The organism is Escherichia whittamii (assembly GCF_014836715.1).
Taxonomy (GTDB): domain Bacteria; phylum Pseudomonadota; class Gammaproteobacteria; order Enterobacterales; family Enterobacteriaceae; genus Escherichia; species Escherichia whittamii.
The window spans coordinates 290,483-310,877 of record NZ_JACSQI010000004.1 but is presented as its reverse complement, the minus strand read 5'-3'; the positions used below and the strand labels follow the sequence as shown (position 1 = coordinate 310,877).

Sequence of the window (20,395 nt, the reverse complement as noted above, 5' to 3'; positions counted from 1 at the left end):
ATTTAAAACTCCTGCACACCCAGAGTGGAATAAAACTCAGCGGTCGGGCCCTTGTATATACTGGCATCGAATTTCTTACTTGATCCCAAATTAAGCTGCGCAGCATCAGTAAACTGCCAGATTGCCCATTTTGTCTGGTTAATTGAACGCGGCGTTTCGCTGGCCTGTGCCTGATTAGAATAATCAGCCAGCCACAGATTATGTTCTGCAACCTGGGCAAAACTTTTTTCTCCGCCGACGGCATCTTTCCACCACGCACGCGCAGTGTAGATAACCGGTTTACGCCCTAAATCGGCTTCTACCTGCGCGGTGAATGCCTTGATCATCGTGATTATTTCAGTGGGTTTACGCTTCTGCCAGCGGTCCTTGCCAGTTGATGAATCTACATCCCACTCAACATCCACCGCCGGTGGCATATCTGTCGCCCTTAACCCACCGTTGGCTTTAATAACTTTAACAAACGTCATTGCCTGCTTGCGTCCCCACAATTCCGCGTCGTCTGCCGGTGTGCCACTGGAAAGAAAGTGGTAGGCCCCACGGTGAAGTTTTATCCCTCGCTCAGTATCCCCAGCACGCTGCCAAAAACCGGCGAATTCAGGATCAACATAACGCGTTCCTTGACTGGACTTCATATATAAGAACACAGACTTATTTTTTGCCAACAGTTCGATCGGGAAGTTTTTACCGTTATGATGGCTGATATCCACTCCAAATAAAGAACTGGGTCGTGGTTGATTCAATACCGAATCGTAAGCGACATCAGCCGGAAATTTAAAATATTTTTTTACAGCAAAGGAATCAAACTCTTTATCACGAGAAGGATCCGACTCCAGTATTTTTACAAACAATTCTTGTCGAGAGAGATCATTCGTTAAGTTTTCCAGCCCCAACGACGTGGCATCGGGCAGTGATTCTGCGGCCAGACTTAAAGAAGGATAATGAAGGAGTAATAACGAGATAACTAAAGGAATAGCTAAGGATTTTTTCATTTTACCACCCCATTTTAGCTGCGTGTCTGTTTGCGAATGAAAATTTTCACAAGGAACGCAATACGTCTTGCGTTGTAAAGAAAAGTAAAGCACAGCTTATATTGGAAGTATGTAATACAGCTTTTAAATAAAATATTTAATTATTATTTATGCTGGATATTGGCAGAAAAACTCAAATAATTAGCTTGGGTGTGATTTTTATAGGGAGGATTTTAAAAAAGAAGATATTTTATCGGGGTTGTTAAATCTGGCGCGCATAAACGCGCCAGATGACATCATATTAATGCTTCACAATATACATTGTGCGGCTATAGGCCACATCTTCCGGGTTATTAATTGGATAACCTTTCAACCACGGTTTGATTAATCGCCCATTGGTATACTGATAAATCGGTGCTATAGGCGCTTGTTCTATGAGAATTTTCTCTGCCGCGTTGTAATCGGCATTGCGCGCTTTAACGGTATTTTCAGTCGATGCCTGGGCCAGCACTTTATCGTATGCCGGATTATTAAACCGTGAAATATTTCCCGAGTGCGTTGACGTTAACAGCGTCAGGAAAGTAGACGGTTCATTATAGTCCCCAACCCATGATGCGCGGATAACATCAAAATTACCGGTGTTACGGCTATCGATATAGGTTTTCCATTCCTGATTCTGCAATTTGACGTCCACACCAAGATTCTTTTTCCACATCGACGCTACGGCAATCGCAATTTTCTGATGGTTTTCTGAAGTGTTATACAACAGCGTCAGTTTCAACGGCTTCTGGGGTCCATAACCGGCAGCGCTTAACAATGTTTTCGCCTGGGCGTTCAGTTCTTCCTGACTCATTTGTTCAAACGACGAAGGTTCCGGCGTAAATCCGGCTGTAACATCTGGCGTAAAATGCCATGCTGGTTTTTCACCAGTACCCAATACTTTTTCCGTCATCAGGCGGCGATCAATCGTCATACTTAATGCCAGACGGACGCGTTGATCTGCCGTCGGCCCTTTTTGCGTATTGAAGGCATAATAATAAGTCCCCAACTGCGGCGGCGTATAAACCTGTCCAGGAATATCCTTCAACAGCTTTTGATACATATTTTTCGGGAAGGATTCAGTGATATCAATGTCACCTGCAAGATAACGTTTCGTGGCAGCGGACTCCTGATTAATCGGCAGGAAAGTCACTTTTTGCAGCACCGTTTTTGCGTTATCCCAATAATGGGTATTCGGTACAACCACCAGCTTTTCATTCACCACGCGTTCTTTAAGCACATATGCGCCGTTGCCGATAAGTTTCCCCGGTTTCGTCCAATCTTTACCGCTTTCAACGTTGGCTTTTTGCACCGGGAAGAAGGCAAAATTGGCCGTCAAATTAACAAACCACGGTAATGGTTTATCAAGCTGGATTTTCAGGGTATGGGTATCAACGGCAGTGACGCCAAGTTGGTCAGGCGTGGCTTTACCATCAATAATCGCCTGAGCGTTGTTTATCCCCGCCAACGCGGCAAACCAGGCAAATGGAGACAACGTTTTCGGGTCCACCAGACGTTGCCAGCTATAGACAAAATCCTGCGCTGTAACCGGTGTGCCATCTGCCCATTTAGCATCATCGCGCAGGGTAAAGGTCCAGATACGGTTGTCATTGCTTTTCCACTGGGTGGCGACGCCAGGGACAATCTCCCCTTTTTCATTCTGATTCACGAGTCCTTCAAACAAATCGCGAATCACCTGAATCTCCGGCAAACCAACCGCTTTCGCGGGATCCAATGATGCAGGTTCATCCTTAATATGACGCACCAGCTCCTGCTTATCTGCCAGTACTGTGCCGCTCGGAACATCAGCAGCATACGAAAGAGAAATGCTGCTGACTAACAGCGCACAACAAGTTACTGAAACAGCGTGCTTCATAAGTTACCCTCAAACCGACGTTAATATTGATGCGTAATTATTTGTTTCTCCTTGAAGAAATGCAAATAACTTCCGGTAAAAAAGTGATAAAAGATCGATAACATATCGTTGTCGAAAAGGATTTGATAATCCACAAAATTTGCACAACACTGCCTGTAATACTTCTAATGTCAGAGACGATTATGACCGTGACCCGCCCACGCGCCGAACGGGGCGCTTTCCCCCCAGGAACTGAACATTACGGACGTTCATTATTGGGTGCGCCGCTGCTCTGGTTTCCGGCCCATGCAGCCAGCAGCGAAAGTGGTTTGATTCTTGCTGGGACCCACGGCGATGAGAATTCTTCCGTCGTCGCCCTCTCCTGCGCATTACGCACATTAACACCGTCTCTGCGCCGTCATCATGTTGTGCTCTGTGTGAATCCCGACGGTTGCCAGTTGGGTCTACGGGCCAATGCCAATGGCGTGGATTTAAACAGGAACTTTCCCGCCGCCAACTGGAAGGAAGGGGAAACGGTATATCGCTGGAACAGTGCCGCCGAAGAGCGCGACGTTGTCTTGCTGACCGGAGATAAACCCGGCTCCGAACCTGAAACCCAGGCGTTATGCCAACTCATTCACCGCATTCAACCCGCCTGGGTCGTCTCGTTCCACGATCCGCTGGCGTGTATTGAAGCTCCCAGACACAGTGAATTAGGTGAATGGCTGGCCCAGGCATTTGAATTACCGCTGGTAACCAGCGTCGGCTACGACACACCCGGTTCCTTTGGCAGTTGGTGTGCTGATCTGAACTTGCACTGTATCACTGCCGAGTTTCCGCCAATCTCCGCCGATGAAGCCAGCGAAAAATATCTTTTTGCGATGGCGAATTTACTGCGTTGGCATCCTAAAGATGCAATTCGCCGGTCGTAAACTGGAGAGCCGGTTCCACATCTACCGCCAGCCAGGTCGGCCCGTCGAGATCGGCGAAGCTGACCTGCGGCGCCAGCGGTAACGCCGCACTAATGGCGCGTGAGGTGCATAACATGCAGCCCAACATCAGGCTGAAACCTTGTGCACGCGCTTCTGTTGCCAGCGCCAATGCTTCCGTCAGGCCACCGGTTTTATCAAGCTTGATATTCACCATCTCATAGCGCCCTTTCAGCGCCTTCAGGTTGCTGCGGGTATGACAACTTTCATCTGCGCAAATGGGTAATGGATGAACAAAATTCTCCAGCGCCGCATCGTCCTGAGCCGGAAGCGGTTGCTCCAGCATTGCGACGCCTAAATCGGCCAGCAACTGGCATCGCGCCGCCAGTCCTTCCGCACGCCAGGATTCATTGGCATCAACAATTAACGTCGCATCCGGTACTGCCGCGCGAATCGCCACCATCCGCTCGCTGATAAGATGATTATCCAGCTTCACTTTTAGCAATTTAGCACCAGCCTGCCATAATGCTGCGGCACTGCCTGCCATCTGATCCGGCGTACCGATCACGACGGTCTGCGCAGTGGTGATCGTTTCAGGAAGAGATATACCGATAAGTTCAGTCAGCGTCTGTTGCTGTTGTCGTGCGGCAAGATCCCACAGCGCACAATCCAGCGCATTACGCGCCGCACCCGCAGGCAGAACTTTTTGCAACTCCGCGCGCGTCAGCCCTTTTTCCAGTTGTGGGACCACGCTCATTATTTGCGCCATAACTGAGGCATCACTTTCGCCATAGCGCGGATAAGGCGTACATTCTCCCGTACCTTTGACGCCTTCTTCTTCCAGTTCAACCACCACCACGCGCACTTCACTGCGGCTTCCTCGCGCAATAACAAACGGGGTATGTAACGGCCAGGCTTCCTCAAATACCTTAACGGTTCTCATCTTTACTCCTTGTTGCTGCGGTGGTCTGCGGATTAAGCGCAAATAGCGATTGCTGTGTTATTGACAGTTAGCATAAACTAGGTGTGACGTTAACTATATGTAAACAGGAAAGATAATCATGTCACAAATCGTTCATTTCCAGGGCAACCCGGTTACAGTCGCCAATTCCATCCCGCAAGCGGGTAGCAAAGCGCAGACTTTTACTCTCGTGGCAAAAGATCTGTCTGACGTCACCCTCGGTCAGTTTGCAGGTAAACGCAAAGTGCTGAACATTTTCCCGAGCATTGATACCGGTGTTTGCGCCGCATCAGTACGTAAGTTTAACCAACTGGCAACCGAAATCGACAACACGGTTGTGCTGTGCATCTCCGCCGATCTGCCGTTTGCCCAGTCTCGTTTCTGCGGTGCGGAAGGTCTGAACAACGTTATCACTCTCTCCACTTTCCGTAACGCTGAATTCCTACAAACTTACGGCGTTGAGATCGCTGAAGGCCCACTGAAAGGTCTGGCGGCACGTGCGGTTGTCGTGATTGATGAAAATGATAATGTGATTTTCAGTCAGTTGGTGAATGAAATCACCACCGAACCAGATTACGAAGCAGCTCTCGCGGTACTGAAAGCGTAAATTATTATGCCTGATGGCATTGCGCCATCAGGCATTTATCCCACTTATTCTTCGCTCTTCTTCTGACTCAATCCATATTCCCGCAACTTATTGGCAATCGCGGTGTGTGAAACGCCCAAACGTTTTGCCAGTTTACGCGTACTGGGGTAATTGCGATAAAGTTGAGTTAATACCGAACGTTCAAAACGGCTGGTGATTTCGTCCAGCGAACCTTCCATTGCATCTTCACCAACGGCCACAGTTGTAGCGTCATAATCCGGCAGCAAAATATCCTGCGGACGCAGTTCATAACCTTCCAGTTGCGTCAGTGCGCGGTAAATGGCGTTTTTCAACTGCCGCACGTTACCCGGCCATGCATAACGCGTAAGCACGGTATTCAGATCTGCAGCTAATTTCGGACGCGGCACTCCCTGCTCGTCAGCAAATCGGGCAACAAACAGCTCGGTTAACGGCATGATGTCCTGTGGACAGTCGCGAAGCGGCGGCAGATTTAACGTCAGCACGTTCAGACGATAATAGAGATCTTCGCGGAACATGCCTTTTTGCACCAGCTCAACCAGATTCTTCTGCGTCGCGCAAATTACCCGCACATCGACATGCACTTCGTGGTCTTCCCCAACGCGACGGAAAGTGCCATCGTTGAGAAAACGCAATAATTTTGCCTGCATTCGCGGCGACATCTCGCCAATCTCATCCAGCAAAACCGAGCCGCCGTTCGCCTGTTCAAAGAATCCTTTTTTCCCCTCCGGCGCATGCCCGAACAGTTCGCTCTCTACAGCATCTTCTGGAATAGAAGCACAGTTCAGCGCCAGATATGGTTTACTCGCACGCGGGCTTGCCTGATGACAAGCGTAAGCAAAGAGATCTTTACCCGTGCCAGTATCACCCGTGATCAGCAGCGGTGCGCTTAACATTGCCAACTTTTGCGCCTGCTCTACCGCGTGCTTCATTTTAGGACTGATGGCGACAATCTGACTAAAGGCGCTGACATCCTGCGCAGCCACATTTTGCAACTGACGGCCCATACGGATTGTTGAGCGCAGCATCACTACCGCACCGGTCAGGACATGCTGGTCGTTTTCATCCTGAAGATAGACAGGCGTTATTTCCATCAGGAAATTTTGTCCATTAATCACTACATGTTCGTTATGTGAATCCTGCGGGTCGCTCTCAAGCCAACGTAAAAAATTAAATCCGTTAATCAATTGCGCAGCGGTATGATTGCGCAAGCGCTCCAGTTTTTGCCCGAATAGCTGACAGCTCGCCGGATTTGCCATGTCCACCTTGCTTTTCATATCGACAGAAAGCACGGGTTCAGGCAATGCTTCAAGCAATGCGCTCAACGCCTGATGTTCTCGCTCGGAAGGCATCCACGGCACAGTCCGCACATCGGTAACGCCCGCAATACGGCGTATTTCCGCCATCAAACTGCTGAAACTGTCAAAATCCAGTTCGGCAAAATTCAGGTAAATCCGCCCGATTGGGTCAATCTCAATACCGCGTAAATCGATGCCTCTTAGCACCAGCAGGTCGAGCAATTCGCGGGTCAGACCGAGTCGGTCTTCACAAAAGACTTCCAGACGCATGGGAACCTTCACATGAAAAAGAACAATAAATATGATGATATGACACTATTTGAGTAGCAGGAAGGTTTCTGTCAACAAACATTGACACAACGATGGATAAACGGGCACTTCGGCGTAAAGGTATCCGATCAGCGCCCGAAAGTGCACTATTTTTCGCCGGACGATTTGCTCTTTTGTAACGTCTCTTTTACCTGACCGATGAGCTGACGGCGGAAATCACCCAGACGTGGTTTGTCATTGTCAATCCACGGCAGCGGACGGCAAAGTTCCATGGCTTTAATCCCCAGTCGGGCGGTCAGTAACCCTGCCCCTATTCCCTGGGCGGCGCGGGTAGACAAACGCGCGGCAAGATCCTGCGACATCCAGTCCATCCCCACTTCACGCACCAGTTCGCTGGCACCCGCGAAAGCAATATTCAGCAAGACCAGTTTAAACAGGCGCAGGCGGCTGTAATAGCCAAGCTCAATGCCATACAGAGTGGCGATGCGGTTAATCAGGCGCAAATTACGCCAGGCGATGAAGGCCATATCCACCAGCGCCAGCGGACTGACCGCAATCATCAACGTCGATTCCGCCGCCGAACGGCTGATTTCCCGACGTGCCTGTGCATCCAGTACTGGCTGAACAAGATGGGCGTACAAACTAACCACTTCACGATCGTTCTGCGTTTCATGGATTGATGCATACCAGCGTTGCAGCGCCGGATGTGACTGATCGATTCCCGCCTGCTGCGCCAGTTTTTCGCAAAACGCGCGCCCTTTCCCGGTGCCGTGACTGTGCAATAGATCGCGCGCTTCGTCGCGTTCATGCGCACGCTGACGCAAGCGCCATAAGCGCCGCCACTCGGTCACCACCGATCCCACACCTGCGCCGATAATCATTGCCCCGGCGGCACAACCGCCCAGCGCTACCCAGTCCTGAGTTTGCCAGGCATTCATCGTCCACTGCACACCCTGGCCAACAACGCTCACGCCAAACAGCGCCAACCCGCCCATCACCATTTTACTCCACAGGCTGCGTTTCGGGCGTAAAGCAGCGTCCATCACCGCTTCAACTTGCCCCTCTTCTTCCTGTGCTTCTTCGAGCGTGGCCGGGGCAAAATTTTGCGCCTGACTTTCGTCAAAGGTCTGCTGCGCCTTAAATTTAGGGTTCTGATCGACCTCCAGCGGACCGTCGAAATCAATACGTGGTTTTAACGGTTCGGTCATCGCAATTTATCTCCTATTAAAAATTCCAGCGCAGCATCAAGGCGAATGTGCGGCAGCGGTTTGTCGACATCCATGACCTGCGGACGAAACGCTTCAAACTGGAAGCCCTGATTATCCCAAAATGCCTGACCGGGTAAACGCGCGGGGACCTCACCTGGGTAAACGGTTAGCGGCGCACCGTCGCTGAGTCTATTACCACGCAAAGCCGGGATTTTCTCGCCGTTAACGTCGATAATGCCGCTGGTGGTCGCCTGTACCGAGGCCAGCCCCAGACAGTCCATACTGATCCCTTCGAACGCCGCATTTTGCCAGGCATCCTGAATCAGTTGTTGCAGTAATGAAACCATATTGGCGTGCTGATCGATGGTCACATGATCCGCTTTAGTCGCGGCAAACAACAGCTTATCGATAACCGGTGAGAACAAGCGCCGGAACAGCGTACGCTGCCCGTAATGGAAACTCTGCATTAATTGCGTCAACGCCAGACGCATGTCATTAAATGCCTGCGGTCCACTGTTGAGCGGTTGCAGGCAGTCCACCAGCACAATCTGACGGTCAAAACGCAGGAAGTGATTTTTATAGAATCCTTTCACCACCTTATCGCAGTAATAATTAAACCGCTCGCGCAGCATTCCGGCGTTGGTGTGCTTATCGGCCTGCGCCAGTTTCGACTCGCCCCAGGCATCGACATCCGGCCACGGGAAGAATTGCAGCGCAGGAGCTCCGGCCATATCGCCAGGCAAAACAAAGCGTCCTGGCTGAATAAAGTGCAGCCCCTGCTGTTTACAGTGATGGAGATAATCGGTCCACGCGGCGGCAATATCCGCCAGTCGGTTTTCGTCGGCAGGCGCTAACGGGTCCAGGCCTTCGCACATCATCCGCCATTTCGCCGACCACACGCCGCGCTGACCATTGAGCAAGCCCGTCATCTGCCGCGACCAGCTTAAGTAATCCTGCGCCAGCATCGGCAGGTCTAGCAGCCATTCGCCTGGATAATCCACAATCTCCAGATACAGCGTGGAGGTGTCTTTGAAGTGACGCAGCAGTGAATCATTCGATTTATAACGCAACGCCAGACGAATTTCGCTGACGCCGCGCGTTGGCGTCGGCCAGGCGGGAGGATCGCCATATAACTGCGCCAGACCTTCGTCGTAAGTAAAACGCGGGATGCCGAAATCACGTTGAGGAATACGCTTCACACCCAGCAGGCGCTCTTCACGCACCGCGCTTAATAGCGGCAGCCTGGCTCCTGCGTGAATATTAAGCAACTGATTTACCATCGCGGTGATAAATGCCGTTTTGCCGCTGCGGCTAAGTCCAGTAACGGCCAGTCGCAGGTGTCTGTCGACACCCCGATTCACCAGCGCATTGAGTTCATTTTTAAGTCGCTTCATTGCTGTCCTGTGCTGCCCTGAAGACCAGAAAACCATGATTAAGGTTATAAATGTGGGGACCATGCCACTGATTATCAACCTGGCCGTGTTGTCATCAAGGGGCGAACTTCATAAGATGTGCACCATTCACGTTCGGACGGAGTTCCTGACCTATGTCCCCTACTATTTATGATATCGCCCGGGTTGCAGGCGTATCAAAATCTACCGTATCACGCGTGCTGAATAAGCAAACCAATATCTCTCCAGAAGCGCGTGAAAAAGTGTTACGAGCAATTGAAGAATTAGAGTATCAGCCGAACAAACTGGCTCGCGCACTGACTTCTTCAGGTTTTGATGCAATTATGGTTATTTCCACCCGTTCCACCAAAACCACCGCAGGGAATCCATTCTTCTCGGAAGTATTACATGCCATTACCGCCAAAGCAGAAGACGAGGGGTTCGATGTGATACTGCAGACGTCGCATAATCCTGCGGAAGATCTGCAAAAATGCGAAAGTAAAATTAAGCAGAAAATGATTAAAGGCATTATTATGTTAAGTTCGCCTGCGGATGAATCGTTTTTCGCTCAACTCGATAAATATGATATTCCGGTGGTGGTAATTGGCAAAGTTGAAGGTCAATACTCCCATGTTTATTCAGTCGATACTGATAATTATGGTGACAGTATTGCGTTGACCGATGCATTAATTGAGAACGGACATAAAAATATTGCCTGCTTGCATGCTCCGCTCGATGTCCATGTTTCAGTTGATCGCGTTAATGGCTATAAGCAGAGTCTGAGAACACATAATATTGCAGTACGTGACGAATGGATTATCGATGGCGGTTATACTCATGAAACGGCATTAAAAGCAGCAAGACAATTATTAAGTCAATCCCCGTTGCCTGAAGCAGTGTTTGCCACTGACAGTTTAAAATTAATGAGCATTTATCGTGCTGCGGCAGAGAAAAACATTGTAATTCCCCAACAGTTAGCGGTGGTTGGCTACAGTAATGAAACGCTATCCTTTATATTAACGCCTGCGCCGGGCGGTATTGATGTCCCGACGCAGGAATTAGGCCAACAAAGCTGCGAGTTATTATTCCGCTTAATTACAGGAAAACCATCAGCGCAGAATATCACCGTTGCCACACATATGTCGTTGAAATAAAAGTCTGATGTAGGCCGGATAAGGCGCTCGCGCCGCATCCGGCAATTTACAACAGTATCAGAACGAGTAATTCACCCCAACACCTGCATAATGGAATTTATCGCTGTCGCCTTCGTCGTGATCCTGCCACTCAAACGCATACTCCAGCGAAACGGAAAGACCATTCTGGAAATCATAACCGTAAAATAAACCAACACGGTTAAAATCATGGCCTTCACGTTCGATATCATCCTGCCAGTCCCAGTTACTCCAGCGATCCAGCCCAATCCGCGTATACGGCGTCACCGAGTGGTTGCCGAGCGTCAGCGGCAAATAGGCGCGAATTTCTTGCGTGGAAAACTCACCGTTATTACGGCTGTCGTCCATATTGAAACCGCGCTCGAGATAATAGTTCACTCGCAAGGCAACTGTTTCGTTGAAGGTATATTGCAGACCTGTTTCCGTTTCTACACGGGTATCTGCATAACCAGTCGTGTTCAGATCGTTGGCAAATTTATACATCGACAGCCAACCGTTGAAACGTAAATCGTCAGTCAGTTTCACATCCCAGTCTGGCGCGATTTTCCAACGCTGCATATTCGCCGTGTCTTTACCCGGCTCATCAACATAGTGATAACCATAATTACGGAAACCGCCGGTCAGGCCGAAACTGAAATCATCGCTTTCAAGGAACTGATAATGTACTTCCAGTTCCGGGCGATCAAACCATGTTCCACGTTTACCCGCACTATAATCTACCGGCCCTTCCTGATAATAGGCCAGCGAGATTCTCCATGGACCGTTGGCGGCATTAAAATAGATAGACGGTTCAGCCAGTCCATCCATATCTTCGCCATAACCCTCGACATTTTCTATTTCGTACATCGCACCAATATTAAAGTGCCAGTCGTTCTTTTCCTCAGCCTGTGCGCAGGCCATTCCCGCACACATTACCAGTGCGGTACAGGGTAATAACTTTTTCATTATTGTTCCTTATAATGTTCTGGGGGAATCACTTCCCCCTTTTCTTTTGTTCAGCGAATCGCAATTTCCGTTTCTGCATCAAAGAAATGACATTTGGTCATATCAAAATGGATAGTAATATTTTCTCCTGCATGATAATCATTTAATGCACCGGCACGGACCACTAACTCATGCCCCCCAACCGTGGTGTAGAGCATAAATTCCGCACCGGTTAATTCCGCCACGCTAATTTTGGCGGAAATGTTATTTTCCTCTTGCGCGTCCGGAAGAATATCTTCCGGGCGTATTCCCATTACAATGGGCTTATGCAAACTTTCCTGCGTTTTCAGAACCGCTAATTTCTCTTCGGGAATGGTTAATTTAAGCGTTTCCGTAACAAATTTATCGCCATCGATCGTGCCGCGAATAAAATTCATTGCTGGTGATCCAATAAATCCGGCAACAAACATATTTGCCGGTTGGTTATAAACCGTTTTCGGCGCACCTACCTGCTGAACAATCCCATCCTTCATAATCACAATCCGCGTCGCCATGGTCATCGCTTCGGTCTGATCGTGGGTCACGTAAATCATGGTGGTGTTCAGTTTCTGATGCAGCTTGCTGATTTCTGCGCGCATTTGCACACGCAGCTTGGCATCAAGGTTAGAGAGCGGTTCATCCATTAAAAACACGCCTGCTTCGCGCACTATCGCTCGCCCGAGCGCCACACGCTGGCGTTGCCCGCCAGAAAGCGCCCCCGGCTTGCGTTTCAGGTATTCACGCAGGCCGAGAATTTGCGCCGCCCAGTTAACGCGCTCATCAATCACCTCTTTGGCGATTTTCTGCATCTTCAGGCCAAACGCCATGTTGTCGTAAACCGTCATATGCGGATAAAGCGCGTAGTTCTGAAACACCATCGCGATATTGCGTGCTTTGGCCGGAACGTCATTCATTCGTTTGCCGTCTATCAACAAATCGCCGCCGCTAATCTCCTCCAGCCCGGCAATCATGCGCAGGGTGGTCGATTTACCACAGCCCGACGGGCCAACAAATACGATGAACTCTTTATCGGCAATCTCCAGGTTGAAATCCTTCACCACATGCACCTGGTTATCGTAGATTTTTTGAATATGTTGTAACGAAAGCTGTGCCATGTTGATTCCTTTGCTATACGTTTTGCCAGAAGGCCGATAACCGCGGCCAGGTCAGAGATTTCGTAGAGGGCAACAGTAATTGCGCCCTGGTTAAGCCCGCGCCGATCCCAACCGAACGCATTCCGGACGCATTAATCGCGTCAATACCCGCCTGCGCATCTTCAATGCCGATACATGCCTGTGGCGGCACGTCCAGTCCTGCACAGGCGGCGAGAAAGATTTCCGGATCCGGTTTCGAGTTTTTAAGCTGTGAGGCATCCGCGCAGAAAGTGAAAAACTCGTTCAGCTCCAGCGCCGCTAAGATCGTCGGGGCATTCAGGGAGACAGAAGCCAGCCCTACCGGGATCTGTTGTGCACGGAGATCTGCCAGCAAAGAGCGAATGCCGGGCAGAACGGCGTTAACCGTCAGTTCACGCAGTGAGTGGACGTAAAGCAAATTTTTGCGATACGCCAGTTGCGCCCGCTCCTGAGAGTTAAAGTCGCCCTCTTTGCCCCCGTGTTGCAGAATGCGACGCAGGGATTCATCACGGCTGATCCCTTTTAAAGTCTCGTTAAATTGCGCATCTATGCTGATGCCAATTTCGGCGGCAATCTGCTGCCACGCCTGAAAATGCAGGTGCGCGGTGTCGGTAATCACGCCATCCAGATCGAAAATTACCCCTTGCAGTTTCATTCATCCTCCTTATTCGTGGTAGCGGTCCCATTGAAAGGCAAAATAAAATCACCCAAACAGAAGACAGACTCTTCGGCCACGGTAATAAGCTGACCATTTAACCGCAGTGAAACGGGCGCAGAAGTCCGAATCGCAATACGCTGCGCGTCGAGAGTGACCTGTAATTCACAGCCCTGCCAGTACAGAGGGAATGACAAATGTTGCCACTGCTCAGGTAATGCCGGATTCAAATGTAATTCACCGTCACGCACACTCACCCCGGCAAAACCCTGAATCGCGCCCAGCCAGATAGCCCCGGTTGCAGCAGCGTGGATACCGTCGTCACAGCTATGCGGGTCAGCGCCCAGGTCAATTTCAGTACCCTCGCGCCAGAACTGATAACTCTGCGTCAGCAGGCCGCAACGAGCGGCAACAATGCCGTGGATCGCTTTACTCAATGACGAGTCGTGAATGGTGCGCGGCTCATAAAATTGCAGATTGGCCAGACACGATGCCGCTGAAAATTGCTCTGGCAGCATGTAATTGAGCATCACCACATCGGCCTGCTTGAGGATTTGCATCTCGTTCACTTCTGCACGTGAATAATCCAGCAGAATGGTTTGCTTCCCCGCCGCCGCTTTGTATTTCGCCAGATTTATCATCTGTTTAGCCATAAACGAATCATCCTGCGGCAAAACGCCGTCAGGCTGAATTTCTGGCATCCACAGTTCTTTGAGGAACATTTCAGCACGATGGATAAACGCATCGTCGCTACAGCCGAACTGGCGGGCAATATTCAGCGCCTGTCGGACGTTGTAGCAGGCCATATAACTGGTGTAAGCGTTATTATTGACATGTTCGGTATATTCGTCTGGCCCAATAACATCATGAATCTCCAGACGGTCGTTAACTCTCACCGCGCGGCTAATCCAGAATTTCGCAGTCTCCAGCAGTAGCGCCATACCTTCATGAGCAATGAAACTTTCATCCCCCGTGACCTGCCAATATTGAATAACCGCCCAGGCGATATCGGCGACCAGATGGTGTTCCGCCTGCGCCGAGGCCACTTTTTGCCGTAGCCCGGTACGGATGTTAATGGCGGCAAATTCCGGCGTCTCTTCTTCACCGCTGCGAGCGCTCTCCCACGGAAACAGCGCTCCCTGCCAACCGTTGCGTCGTGCTTTCTCCTGTGCGCCAGGCAAGTTGTGCCAGCGATAGCGTAGTAAACTTCGGGCAATCGTCGGGTCACTAAACAGATGGAACGGCAGCAGGAACACTTCCGTATCCCAGAATACGTGACCTTTGTAACCTTCCCCGGTTAAGCCTTTCGCCGCAATGCTGCTGCGCTCGTCGTGGGCGGGCGTCATGATACGCAGATGATAAAGCGCATAATCTAACGCTTGCTGATCGTGCTCATCTCCACTACTCACCGTAACGCGTCGTTTCTGCCACCACTGACGCCAGTTTTCCGTTGATGCCTCAAGAAGCTGGTCGTAACTCTGCTGTGCGCACATTTCAAGCTGGCGAAACGACGCACCGCCCCACTCGTCTAATGCTGTTTGTCGGTCGTCCCGCCAGTCGACCCACACCAGCTTTTGTAGCGTCAGTGTCTCGCCTGCGTGAAGTTGCGCACTGGTATGTTGCAGTAAACGGCGCTCTTTGGCGGTATAGCATTGCTGAACGTCACCACTCACCTGGCAACAACAGCTGATGGCCACGTCACTGCGCCCATCCTGACTGGTGTAGACACCCTGCATCAAATGCTGACCAAACACTCGCACCTGGGTTTCGTCGAGATGCTGGCGACCGTGGTTAGTTTGCGTGGCGTCAATACCGGTTGAGATCAGCACTGACGTGTCGGCGTCCAGCGGTGTAATAGTGATTTCCAGCGCTATCAGCGACAGTTGTTCTGCCGAGACAAAGCGACGGCTGGCGATGGTGTAACGCGCGCCATCGCTGGTGCGCCAGATAACGCTGCGGCGTAATTCTCCGCTGGCAAAGTCAAGCTCGCGCTGCCACTCTTCACGGTCTAAAGAGAAAATCTCGCCATTCAGTAAAAGCTCCATCCCCAAGACATCAGGCAGGTTCACCAGTTCGTTGATGTCATTTTTCCCCGCGCGATGATAAAGCCCCGCCAGATACATGCCGCGCGTCTGGCGCGTATAGTCCTCTTCATGGCTGGCGCGTAGCCCCAGGTAGCCGTTCCCTTGCGCCAGCAACGAAGCATATTTGTTCAGAGTATGCAGGCTGAAATGGGGTTCTGATAAGGTTACTGGCCTGGTCATAATTCCACTCGCGTCCCTGTTTCTGCGGATTGATACAACGCCGCCACCAGTTGCTGGATGATGTATCCCTGCTCGGCGTCAGCAATCATCACGGGCTTTCCCTGTACGTGGTTGATAAAGGCTTCCATGCTACGCAGATGGCGGTTGTTGTCTGCGATTTCCCGCTGCATCAGCGTCATCAACTCGCCGTTATTATCGGTATAGATATGTGCCGGAAATAGCGTCGCCCCGGCTTTATCACCGCAAAAGCTGACATTCATAATCGACTGTTCGCGGATGTTGAGTGCAAATGACGTTTCCAGCCACAGAATGCCGCCGTTATGAAACTCGATAGTGCCAAACAGCGAATCTTCGACGCTATAAGTTGCCGGGTCCCACTCGCCAAATTGACCACAGCTCTTTTGCGTGCCGATCTTTTGAAAGCTATGCGCAGTGACGCTTTTCACCGCCGGAAAGCCCAGCACGTACATCGCCGCATCCAGCATGTGAATGCCGATGTCGATCAGCGGGCCGCCGCCTTGCAGTTCTTTATTGGTAAAGACGCCCCAGCCGGGAACGCCGCAGCGACGCAGGGCGCGAGCGGTAGTGACGTAGATTTCCCCCAGCACGCCATTAGTCACCTGTTCGCGCAGTTGTTGTGTGTCGAGAGCAAAACGATGGTGAAAATCATATGCCAGCACCTTGCCCTGTTTGCGCGCGGTATCGCACATCTCCCGCGCCTGTTCCGGCGTCATGGCAGGCGGTTTCTCGCACATCACGTGGCAGCCCGCTTCCAGCGCCATCAGGGTATGTTGATAGTGAAAACGGTTAGGTGAGCAGACGCTAACCACGTCGGGTTTCACCGCCAGCAGCATCGCTTGCGGATCGTCCCACACGGATGCATTACCGTATTTTTCTGCCAGCGCCTGCGCCTGGGAGAGGCGACTGTCACAGACAGCCACCAGTTCCAGATCGTTGCGGGTGCAGTAGTACGAAGCATGAACTTTATCCGCCACCTGACCCGCGCCTATTATCGCGACCCGCAGCGGAGAGCTTGTCATTGCACTTTTCACAAAGACCTCTTAGCAGGTACGCAACCAGGTCAAAGAATCACGGTACGCCTGGGCCGGATCTTCTGCCCGGATGCGCCCTTCATACACCACATAGCCCTGATAGTTGTCGGCGCGCAGCTGTTCAAACAGCGCGTGGAAATCGAGGGTGCCGCTGCCCGGCTGGTAGCGATGGTTATCTGCAATATGCACATGTCCAAGGAGATCGCGGTTGTCGTGCAGCGCCTGCGCCAGATTATCTTCTTCGATATTCATGTGATAGAAATCGCCGATAATCTGTACATGTTTAAGATTGTTTTCGACGATGTAACGACGAGCATCGGCGAGGGTATTGATCATGTGATCCTGATAGCGGTTTAACGGTTCGAGATAAACCACCGTTCCAGTACGCGCGGCCACCTGTTCCAGTACGCGCAGGGAATCACTCACCATTTTACGATCGCCGTCCAGGCTGCGCGGCGAGGTCATCGGCGGTAAGCGGAAGGTAAACATGCCCCACGCAGCTGGCACGACGATACCTTTACCGCCCACTTCTGCCAGCGCTTCGAGAATGCGCTCGATCTGCTTTAAGCCATTAAGACGACGCTCTTCGATAAAGTCGCCAATCCAGCCGTCATAGCCGCCGCAGGCGGTGGTCACTGGTAAACCGGTTTCTTTAATTGCAGCTTTGACTTCATCGATATTATTAACCAGCAGTTTGCCGTCAATCTCAAAACCATCGAAGCCCATCTCTTTGATATAACGAAATTTCTCGCGGATATTTTCCGGGAAGAACGCCTGATTCTGTGTGCCTATTTTCATTTTTCCAGTCCTTAGAATTAAAACGTGACGCCCATTTTGATGCTCTGTTCCGGATGCTGGTCGACATACTGCATGTAGCTTTCCGGGCTGTTGGCAAAGGTCACCACCGGGTCGATTAAATCTTCACAATTGAGATAACCGTTCATCAGCAATTCCCAGCAGGTTTCTTCGATACGCTTGCGACTCCAGCGTGGATAATCCGGGTTCGGTTCGCTGCACGCGCGCGAGAAGACAATTTTGGCGTTATTGAAATGCGCTTCGCGTCCCAGGTTAAAACCTTCTGCAAACGGTTTGGCAAACGCGACATAAGAGATGGTGCCGCCGTAGGCCAGGCCACGCAGCGCCGATTGCAGCGCGTCGGCGTAGCCGCTGGTTTCGATAATCACATCGGCACCCTGCTTTCCGGTCAGCGTTTTAATCTCTTTACCTACGTCAGTGCCGATGGGGTTAAGGCAGAAATCCGCGCCGTGGCGACGAGCGATATCACAGCGATGAGCGATAGGATCGACGCCAATCACCACCGAAGCGCCAGCACGTTTTGCCAGTTGAATGGCAATTTGACCGATCGCGCCAAGGCCCACTACCACTACAAAGTCACCCACGCGCACATTGGCATCGCGCACACCGCTCATGGCAAACTGCGCCGGGTCATAGCAAACGGCGTTTTTCCACGAGCTACCTGTCGGCATCTTGCGCAGTTTGTAGTTATTCACCGCGTTAAAGATGACCGTTTCGGAAAGCGGACCATAACCGCATACGCTGTCGCCCACCGCGTAGTCGGTAACGTCGCTGCCGCATTCAATAATGTCGCCCACAACCATATTGCCAAGCTGGAACTTACCGAATTCAATGCCGCGCGGCGCATCTGCCGGACGCGGGGTGAACATCTGCCATTCGCCATTAAAGTCTTCATCGATAAACGGGCTGGCGGCGCGAAAATCGACCACTTCCGTCCCGTGCTTCGGCGCGCCGAAACGCACGCGAATCTTCACTTCATTGGCTGAAATCGCCCGATCTTCATACTCAACCAACGCAGCAACGCGCGGTGCTGTGGCTACTAACTTTTTCATTTAAAACTCCTTGTTAAGAAACTGGCCGCTTTAGCCCTTCACGCCACCGGCGGTCAAACCACTCTTAATAAAACGTTCTGAAAGCGCATACATAATCACCACCGGCAATGCGGTCACCAGCGAGGCAGCCATCATCCGTCCCCAGATGTAATCAGGCGTACTGAACAGCGCGTTCAGGCCCACCGGTAAGGTGAAGTTGCTGGCGCTGGAGAGGAAAATCGATGCAAACAGATAGTCGTTCCACGCCACCATAAAGCAGTAGACGAACACGGATATCAGCCCGGACATCGCCAACGGCACGGTGATGCGGAAGATGATTTGCAGACGGTTGAGGCCATCCATCATCGCCGCTTCTTCAATCTCGTCAGGGATGGTGTCGAAGTAGCTTTTCAGCATAAACACGGCTGTGGGCAGGGTTTGCGTCACCATGGTGATGATGAGTGCCATCTCGGTGTCGTAAATACCAAGCGCGGTGATGATTTTGAACAGCGGCACCACCAGCAAAATGCCGGAAAACATATACACCGTGTAAAAGCTGGCGTTGATGGTCATCCGCCCTTTAAAACGCAGGCGGGAAAGCGCGTAAGCTCCGAGAATGCCGAGAAATACCGCCACCACCGACGAAGCCACCGACACCACCATGCTGTTACGGAAGTAGTCGACAAACGGGAAAATCACCGGATTAAAAATGTCGACGTAATGCTCCAGCGTCCACTGCTGCGGCAGCAGCGTAGGATGCAGCGAGATCGCCTCTTTCGCGCTCTTGAACGACGTCATCAGCATCACAAAAAACGGAAACAGCGTGATGATGAGAAACAGCGCCAGCCCGCAGTAAAAACCGATACGACTGAGTGTGCGTTTATTTGTTGCCATTGAGGTTCACCCGTTTCCTGGTCAGCAGAATGACAGCGAAAATAATGATGAAGAGCACCACCGAGATCGCCGCCGCTTTGCCTAAGTCATTAAAGGCAAAGGCGGTTTTGTAGAGATAAACGCCGAGAATATCGACCTTAGTGGTCAGCAGATAAACATCCGCGAACATGTAGAACATCCAGATGGTGCGCAGAGTCACCACCGTCGCCAGGACCGGCATAATTGCGGGCAGCGTGACAATGCGAAACCGTTGCCAGGCATTGGCGCCATCCATCTCTGCCGCTTCGTACAGCGATTTATCGATGGTCTGCAAAATCGCCAGAAACGAGATAAAGGCATACGGGAAGTAGCGCCAGATGGCGAACAGCACCACCAGCACAAAGCTACTGCCCGGATTATCGAACCACAGCGGCGCCTGCTCATAGAGATGCAGGAGATCGACGCCGAGGTAGTTCACAATGCCGTAGCCGTTGTTGAACATGTATTTCCAGGCGAACACCAACGAAATGGACGGCGTGACGTAGGAGAGGATCACCAGCGAACGCGCGGTTTTGCGCAGACGGAACTCGCGATTGAAAAACATCGCCACCGCCAGCCCGAGCACGGTGCTACCTGCCACAACCAGCGCGGTATACCAGACCGTCATCCACAGCGAATGCCAGAAGCCGGGATCGGAGAGAATACGCACATAGTTGCTCACGCCAACAAACGTTGCCTCGATGTTGGGATTAAGCGGCAGACGTAAAAAACTGATTTCGATATTCGACACCATCGGCCACGCCACCAGACCGCCCAGCAGCAATAAGCTGGGCGCGAGAAGCAGCAGCGCAAAGGGCATATCGGAACGACCTGAAAAAAGCCTGTTCATTGC

At 51.3% G+C, this 20,395-nt stretch carries 18 protein-coding genes; 3 read left to right on the top strand and 15 right to left on the bottom strand.

Annotation, left to right across the window (positions count from 1 at the left end; all coding sequences use genetic code 11):
• Positions 1-2: 2 nt before the first annotated feature.
• Together H9644_RS09295 and mppA are read right to left on the bottom strand one after the other, a co-directional pair.
• Entirely contained in the window at positions 3-989 is a 987-nt protein-coding gene (locus H9644_RS09295; RefSeq protein ID WP_064527325.1) for a glycoside hydrolase family 25 protein, read from the bottom strand.
• 280 nt (positions 990-1,269) lie between these two features.
• Entirely contained in the window at positions 1,270-2,883 is a 1,614-nt protein-coding gene (gene mppA / locus H9644_RS09290) for a murein tripeptide ABC transporter substrate-binding protein MppA (RefSeq protein WP_191774284.1), read from the bottom strand.
• A gap of 182 nt (positions 2,884-3,065) precedes the next feature.
• On the opposite strand from mppA, the gene mpaA reads away from it, so the two are divergent.
• On the top strand, positions 3,066-3,794 hold the full coding sequence (mpaA, locus tag H9644_RS09285; protein WP_191774329.1) for a murein tripeptide amidase MpaA: 729 nt from the start codon (positions 3,066-3,068) through the stop codon (positions 3,792-3,794).
• On the opposite strand, the gene ycjG is transcribed toward mpaA, so the two are convergent.
• Positions 3,769-4,734 carry an L-Ala-D/L-Glu epimerase gene (gene ycjG, locus H9644_RS09280; RefSeq protein ID WP_191774282.1) on the bottom strand — a complete coding sequence of 322 codons (966 nt, stop codon included), beginning with the start codon at positions 4,732-4,734 and terminating at the stop codon, positions 3,769-3,771. The genes mpaA and ycjG overlap by 26 nt on opposite strands.
• A gap of 118 nt (positions 4,735-4,852) precedes the next feature.
• On the opposite strand from ycjG, the gene tpx reads away from it, so the two are divergent.
• On the top strand, positions 4,853-5,359 hold the full coding sequence (gene tpx / locus H9644_RS09275; RefSeq protein WP_191774280.1) for a thiol peroxidase: 507 nt from the start codon (positions 4,853-4,855) through the stop codon (positions 5,357-5,359).
• Between the two features lie 44 nt (positions 5,360-5,403).
• Here the strand turns inward: tpx and tyrR are convergent, their stop codons facing one another.
• The 3 genes from tyrR to H9644_RS09260 all read right to left on the bottom strand — a co-directional run bounded on the left by tyrR (position 5,404) and on the right by H9644_RS09260 (position 9,547).
• Positions 5,404-6,945 (bottom strand): transcriptional regulator TyrR, encoded by a 1,542-nt coding sequence (gene tyrR, locus H9644_RS09270; RefSeq protein WP_191774278.1) that lies wholly within the window; start codon positions 6,943-6,945, stop codon positions 5,404-5,406.
• 146 nt (positions 6,946-7,091) lie between these two features.
• Complete coding sequence (locus H9644_RS09265; RefSeq protein ID WP_191774276.1) at positions 7,092-8,153, bottom strand: YcjF family protein; 1,062 nt, start codon at positions 8,151-8,153, stop codon at positions 7,092-7,094.
• Positions 8,150-9,547, bottom strand: coding sequence for a YcjX family GTP-binding protein (locus H9644_RS09260; protein WP_191774274.1), 1,398 nt, complete (start codon positions 9,545-9,547; stop codon positions 8,150-8,152). Before H9644_RS09260 ends, H9644_RS09265 begins: the two co-directional genes overlap by 4 nt.
• Positions 9,548-9,699: 152 nt before the next feature.
• Between H9644_RS09260 and H9644_RS09255 the strand changes: the two genes are divergently transcribed.
• Positions 9,700-10,698, top strand: coding sequence for a LacI family DNA-binding transcriptional regulator (locus H9644_RS09255; protein ID WP_191774272.1), 999 nt, complete (start codon positions 9,700-9,702; stop codon positions 10,696-10,698).
• Between the two features lie 57 nt (positions 10,699-10,755).
• Here the strand turns inward: H9644_RS09255 and ompG are convergent, their stop codons facing one another.
• From ompG to H9644_RS09210, 9 genes are read right to left on the bottom strand one after another with little or no spacing between them, the layout of a single operon-like run.
• A complete protein-coding gene (gene ompG, locus H9644_RS09250; protein WP_191774270.1) occupies positions 10,756-11,661 on the bottom strand; it encodes a monomeric porin OmpG in 906 nt (301 codons plus the stop codon).
• A 50-nt stretch (positions 11,662-11,711) separates the two neighbouring features.
• The gene (locus tag H9644_RS09245) at positions 11,712-12,794 is read right to left on the bottom strand and encodes an ABC transporter ATP-binding protein (RefSeq protein ID WP_064527306.1); all 1,083 of its coding nucleotides are present in this window, start codon (positions 12,792-12,794) and stop codon (positions 11,712-11,714) included.
• A 13-nt stretch (positions 12,795-12,807) separates the two neighbouring features.
• The gene (gene pgmB / locus H9644_RS09240) at positions 12,808-13,467 is read right to left on the bottom strand and encodes a beta-phosphoglucomutase (RefSeq protein ID WP_191774268.1); all 660 of its coding nucleotides are present in this window, start codon (positions 13,465-13,467) and stop codon (positions 12,808-12,810) included.
• On the bottom strand, positions 13,464-15,731 hold the full coding sequence (gene ycjT / locus H9644_RS09235) for a kojibiose phosphorylase (RefSeq protein WP_191774266.1): 2,268 nt from the start codon (positions 15,729-15,731) through the stop codon (positions 13,464-13,466). The genes pgmB and ycjT overlap by 4 nt, the downstream gene beginning before the upstream one ends.
• Positions 15,728-16,783 carry a Gfo/Idh/MocA family protein gene (locus tag H9644_RS09230; protein ID WP_191774264.1) on the bottom strand — a complete coding sequence of 352 codons (1,056 nt, stop codon included), beginning with the start codon at positions 16,781-16,783 and terminating at the stop codon, positions 15,728-15,730. Before H9644_RS09230 ends, ycjT begins: the two co-directional genes overlap by 4 nt.
• 9 nt (positions 16,784-16,792) lie before the next feature.
• Positions 16,793-17,581 (bottom strand): sugar phosphate isomerase/epimerase family protein, encoded by a 789-nt coding sequence (locus H9644_RS09225; protein ID WP_064527298.1) that lies wholly within the window; start codon positions 17,579-17,581, stop codon positions 16,793-16,795.
• Positions 17,582-17,598: 17 nt separating this feature from the next.
• Positions 17,599-18,651 (bottom strand): zinc-dependent alcohol dehydrogenase, encoded by a 1,053-nt coding sequence (locus H9644_RS09220; RefSeq protein WP_191774262.1) that lies wholly within the window; start codon positions 18,649-18,651, stop codon positions 17,599-17,601.
• A gap of 30 nt (positions 18,652-18,681) precedes the next feature.
• Complete coding sequence (locus H9644_RS09215) at positions 18,682-19,524, bottom strand: carbohydrate ABC transporter permease (protein WP_064527294.1); 843 nt, start codon at positions 19,522-19,524, stop codon at positions 18,682-18,684.
• Complete coding sequence (locus tag H9644_RS09210; RefSeq protein ID WP_001080777.1) at positions 19,511-20,392, bottom strand: carbohydrate ABC transporter permease; 882 nt, start codon at positions 20,390-20,392, stop codon at positions 19,511-19,513. Before H9644_RS09210 ends, H9644_RS09215 begins: the two co-directional genes overlap by 14 nt.
• Between the last annotated feature and the right edge of the window lie 3 nt (positions 20,393-20,395).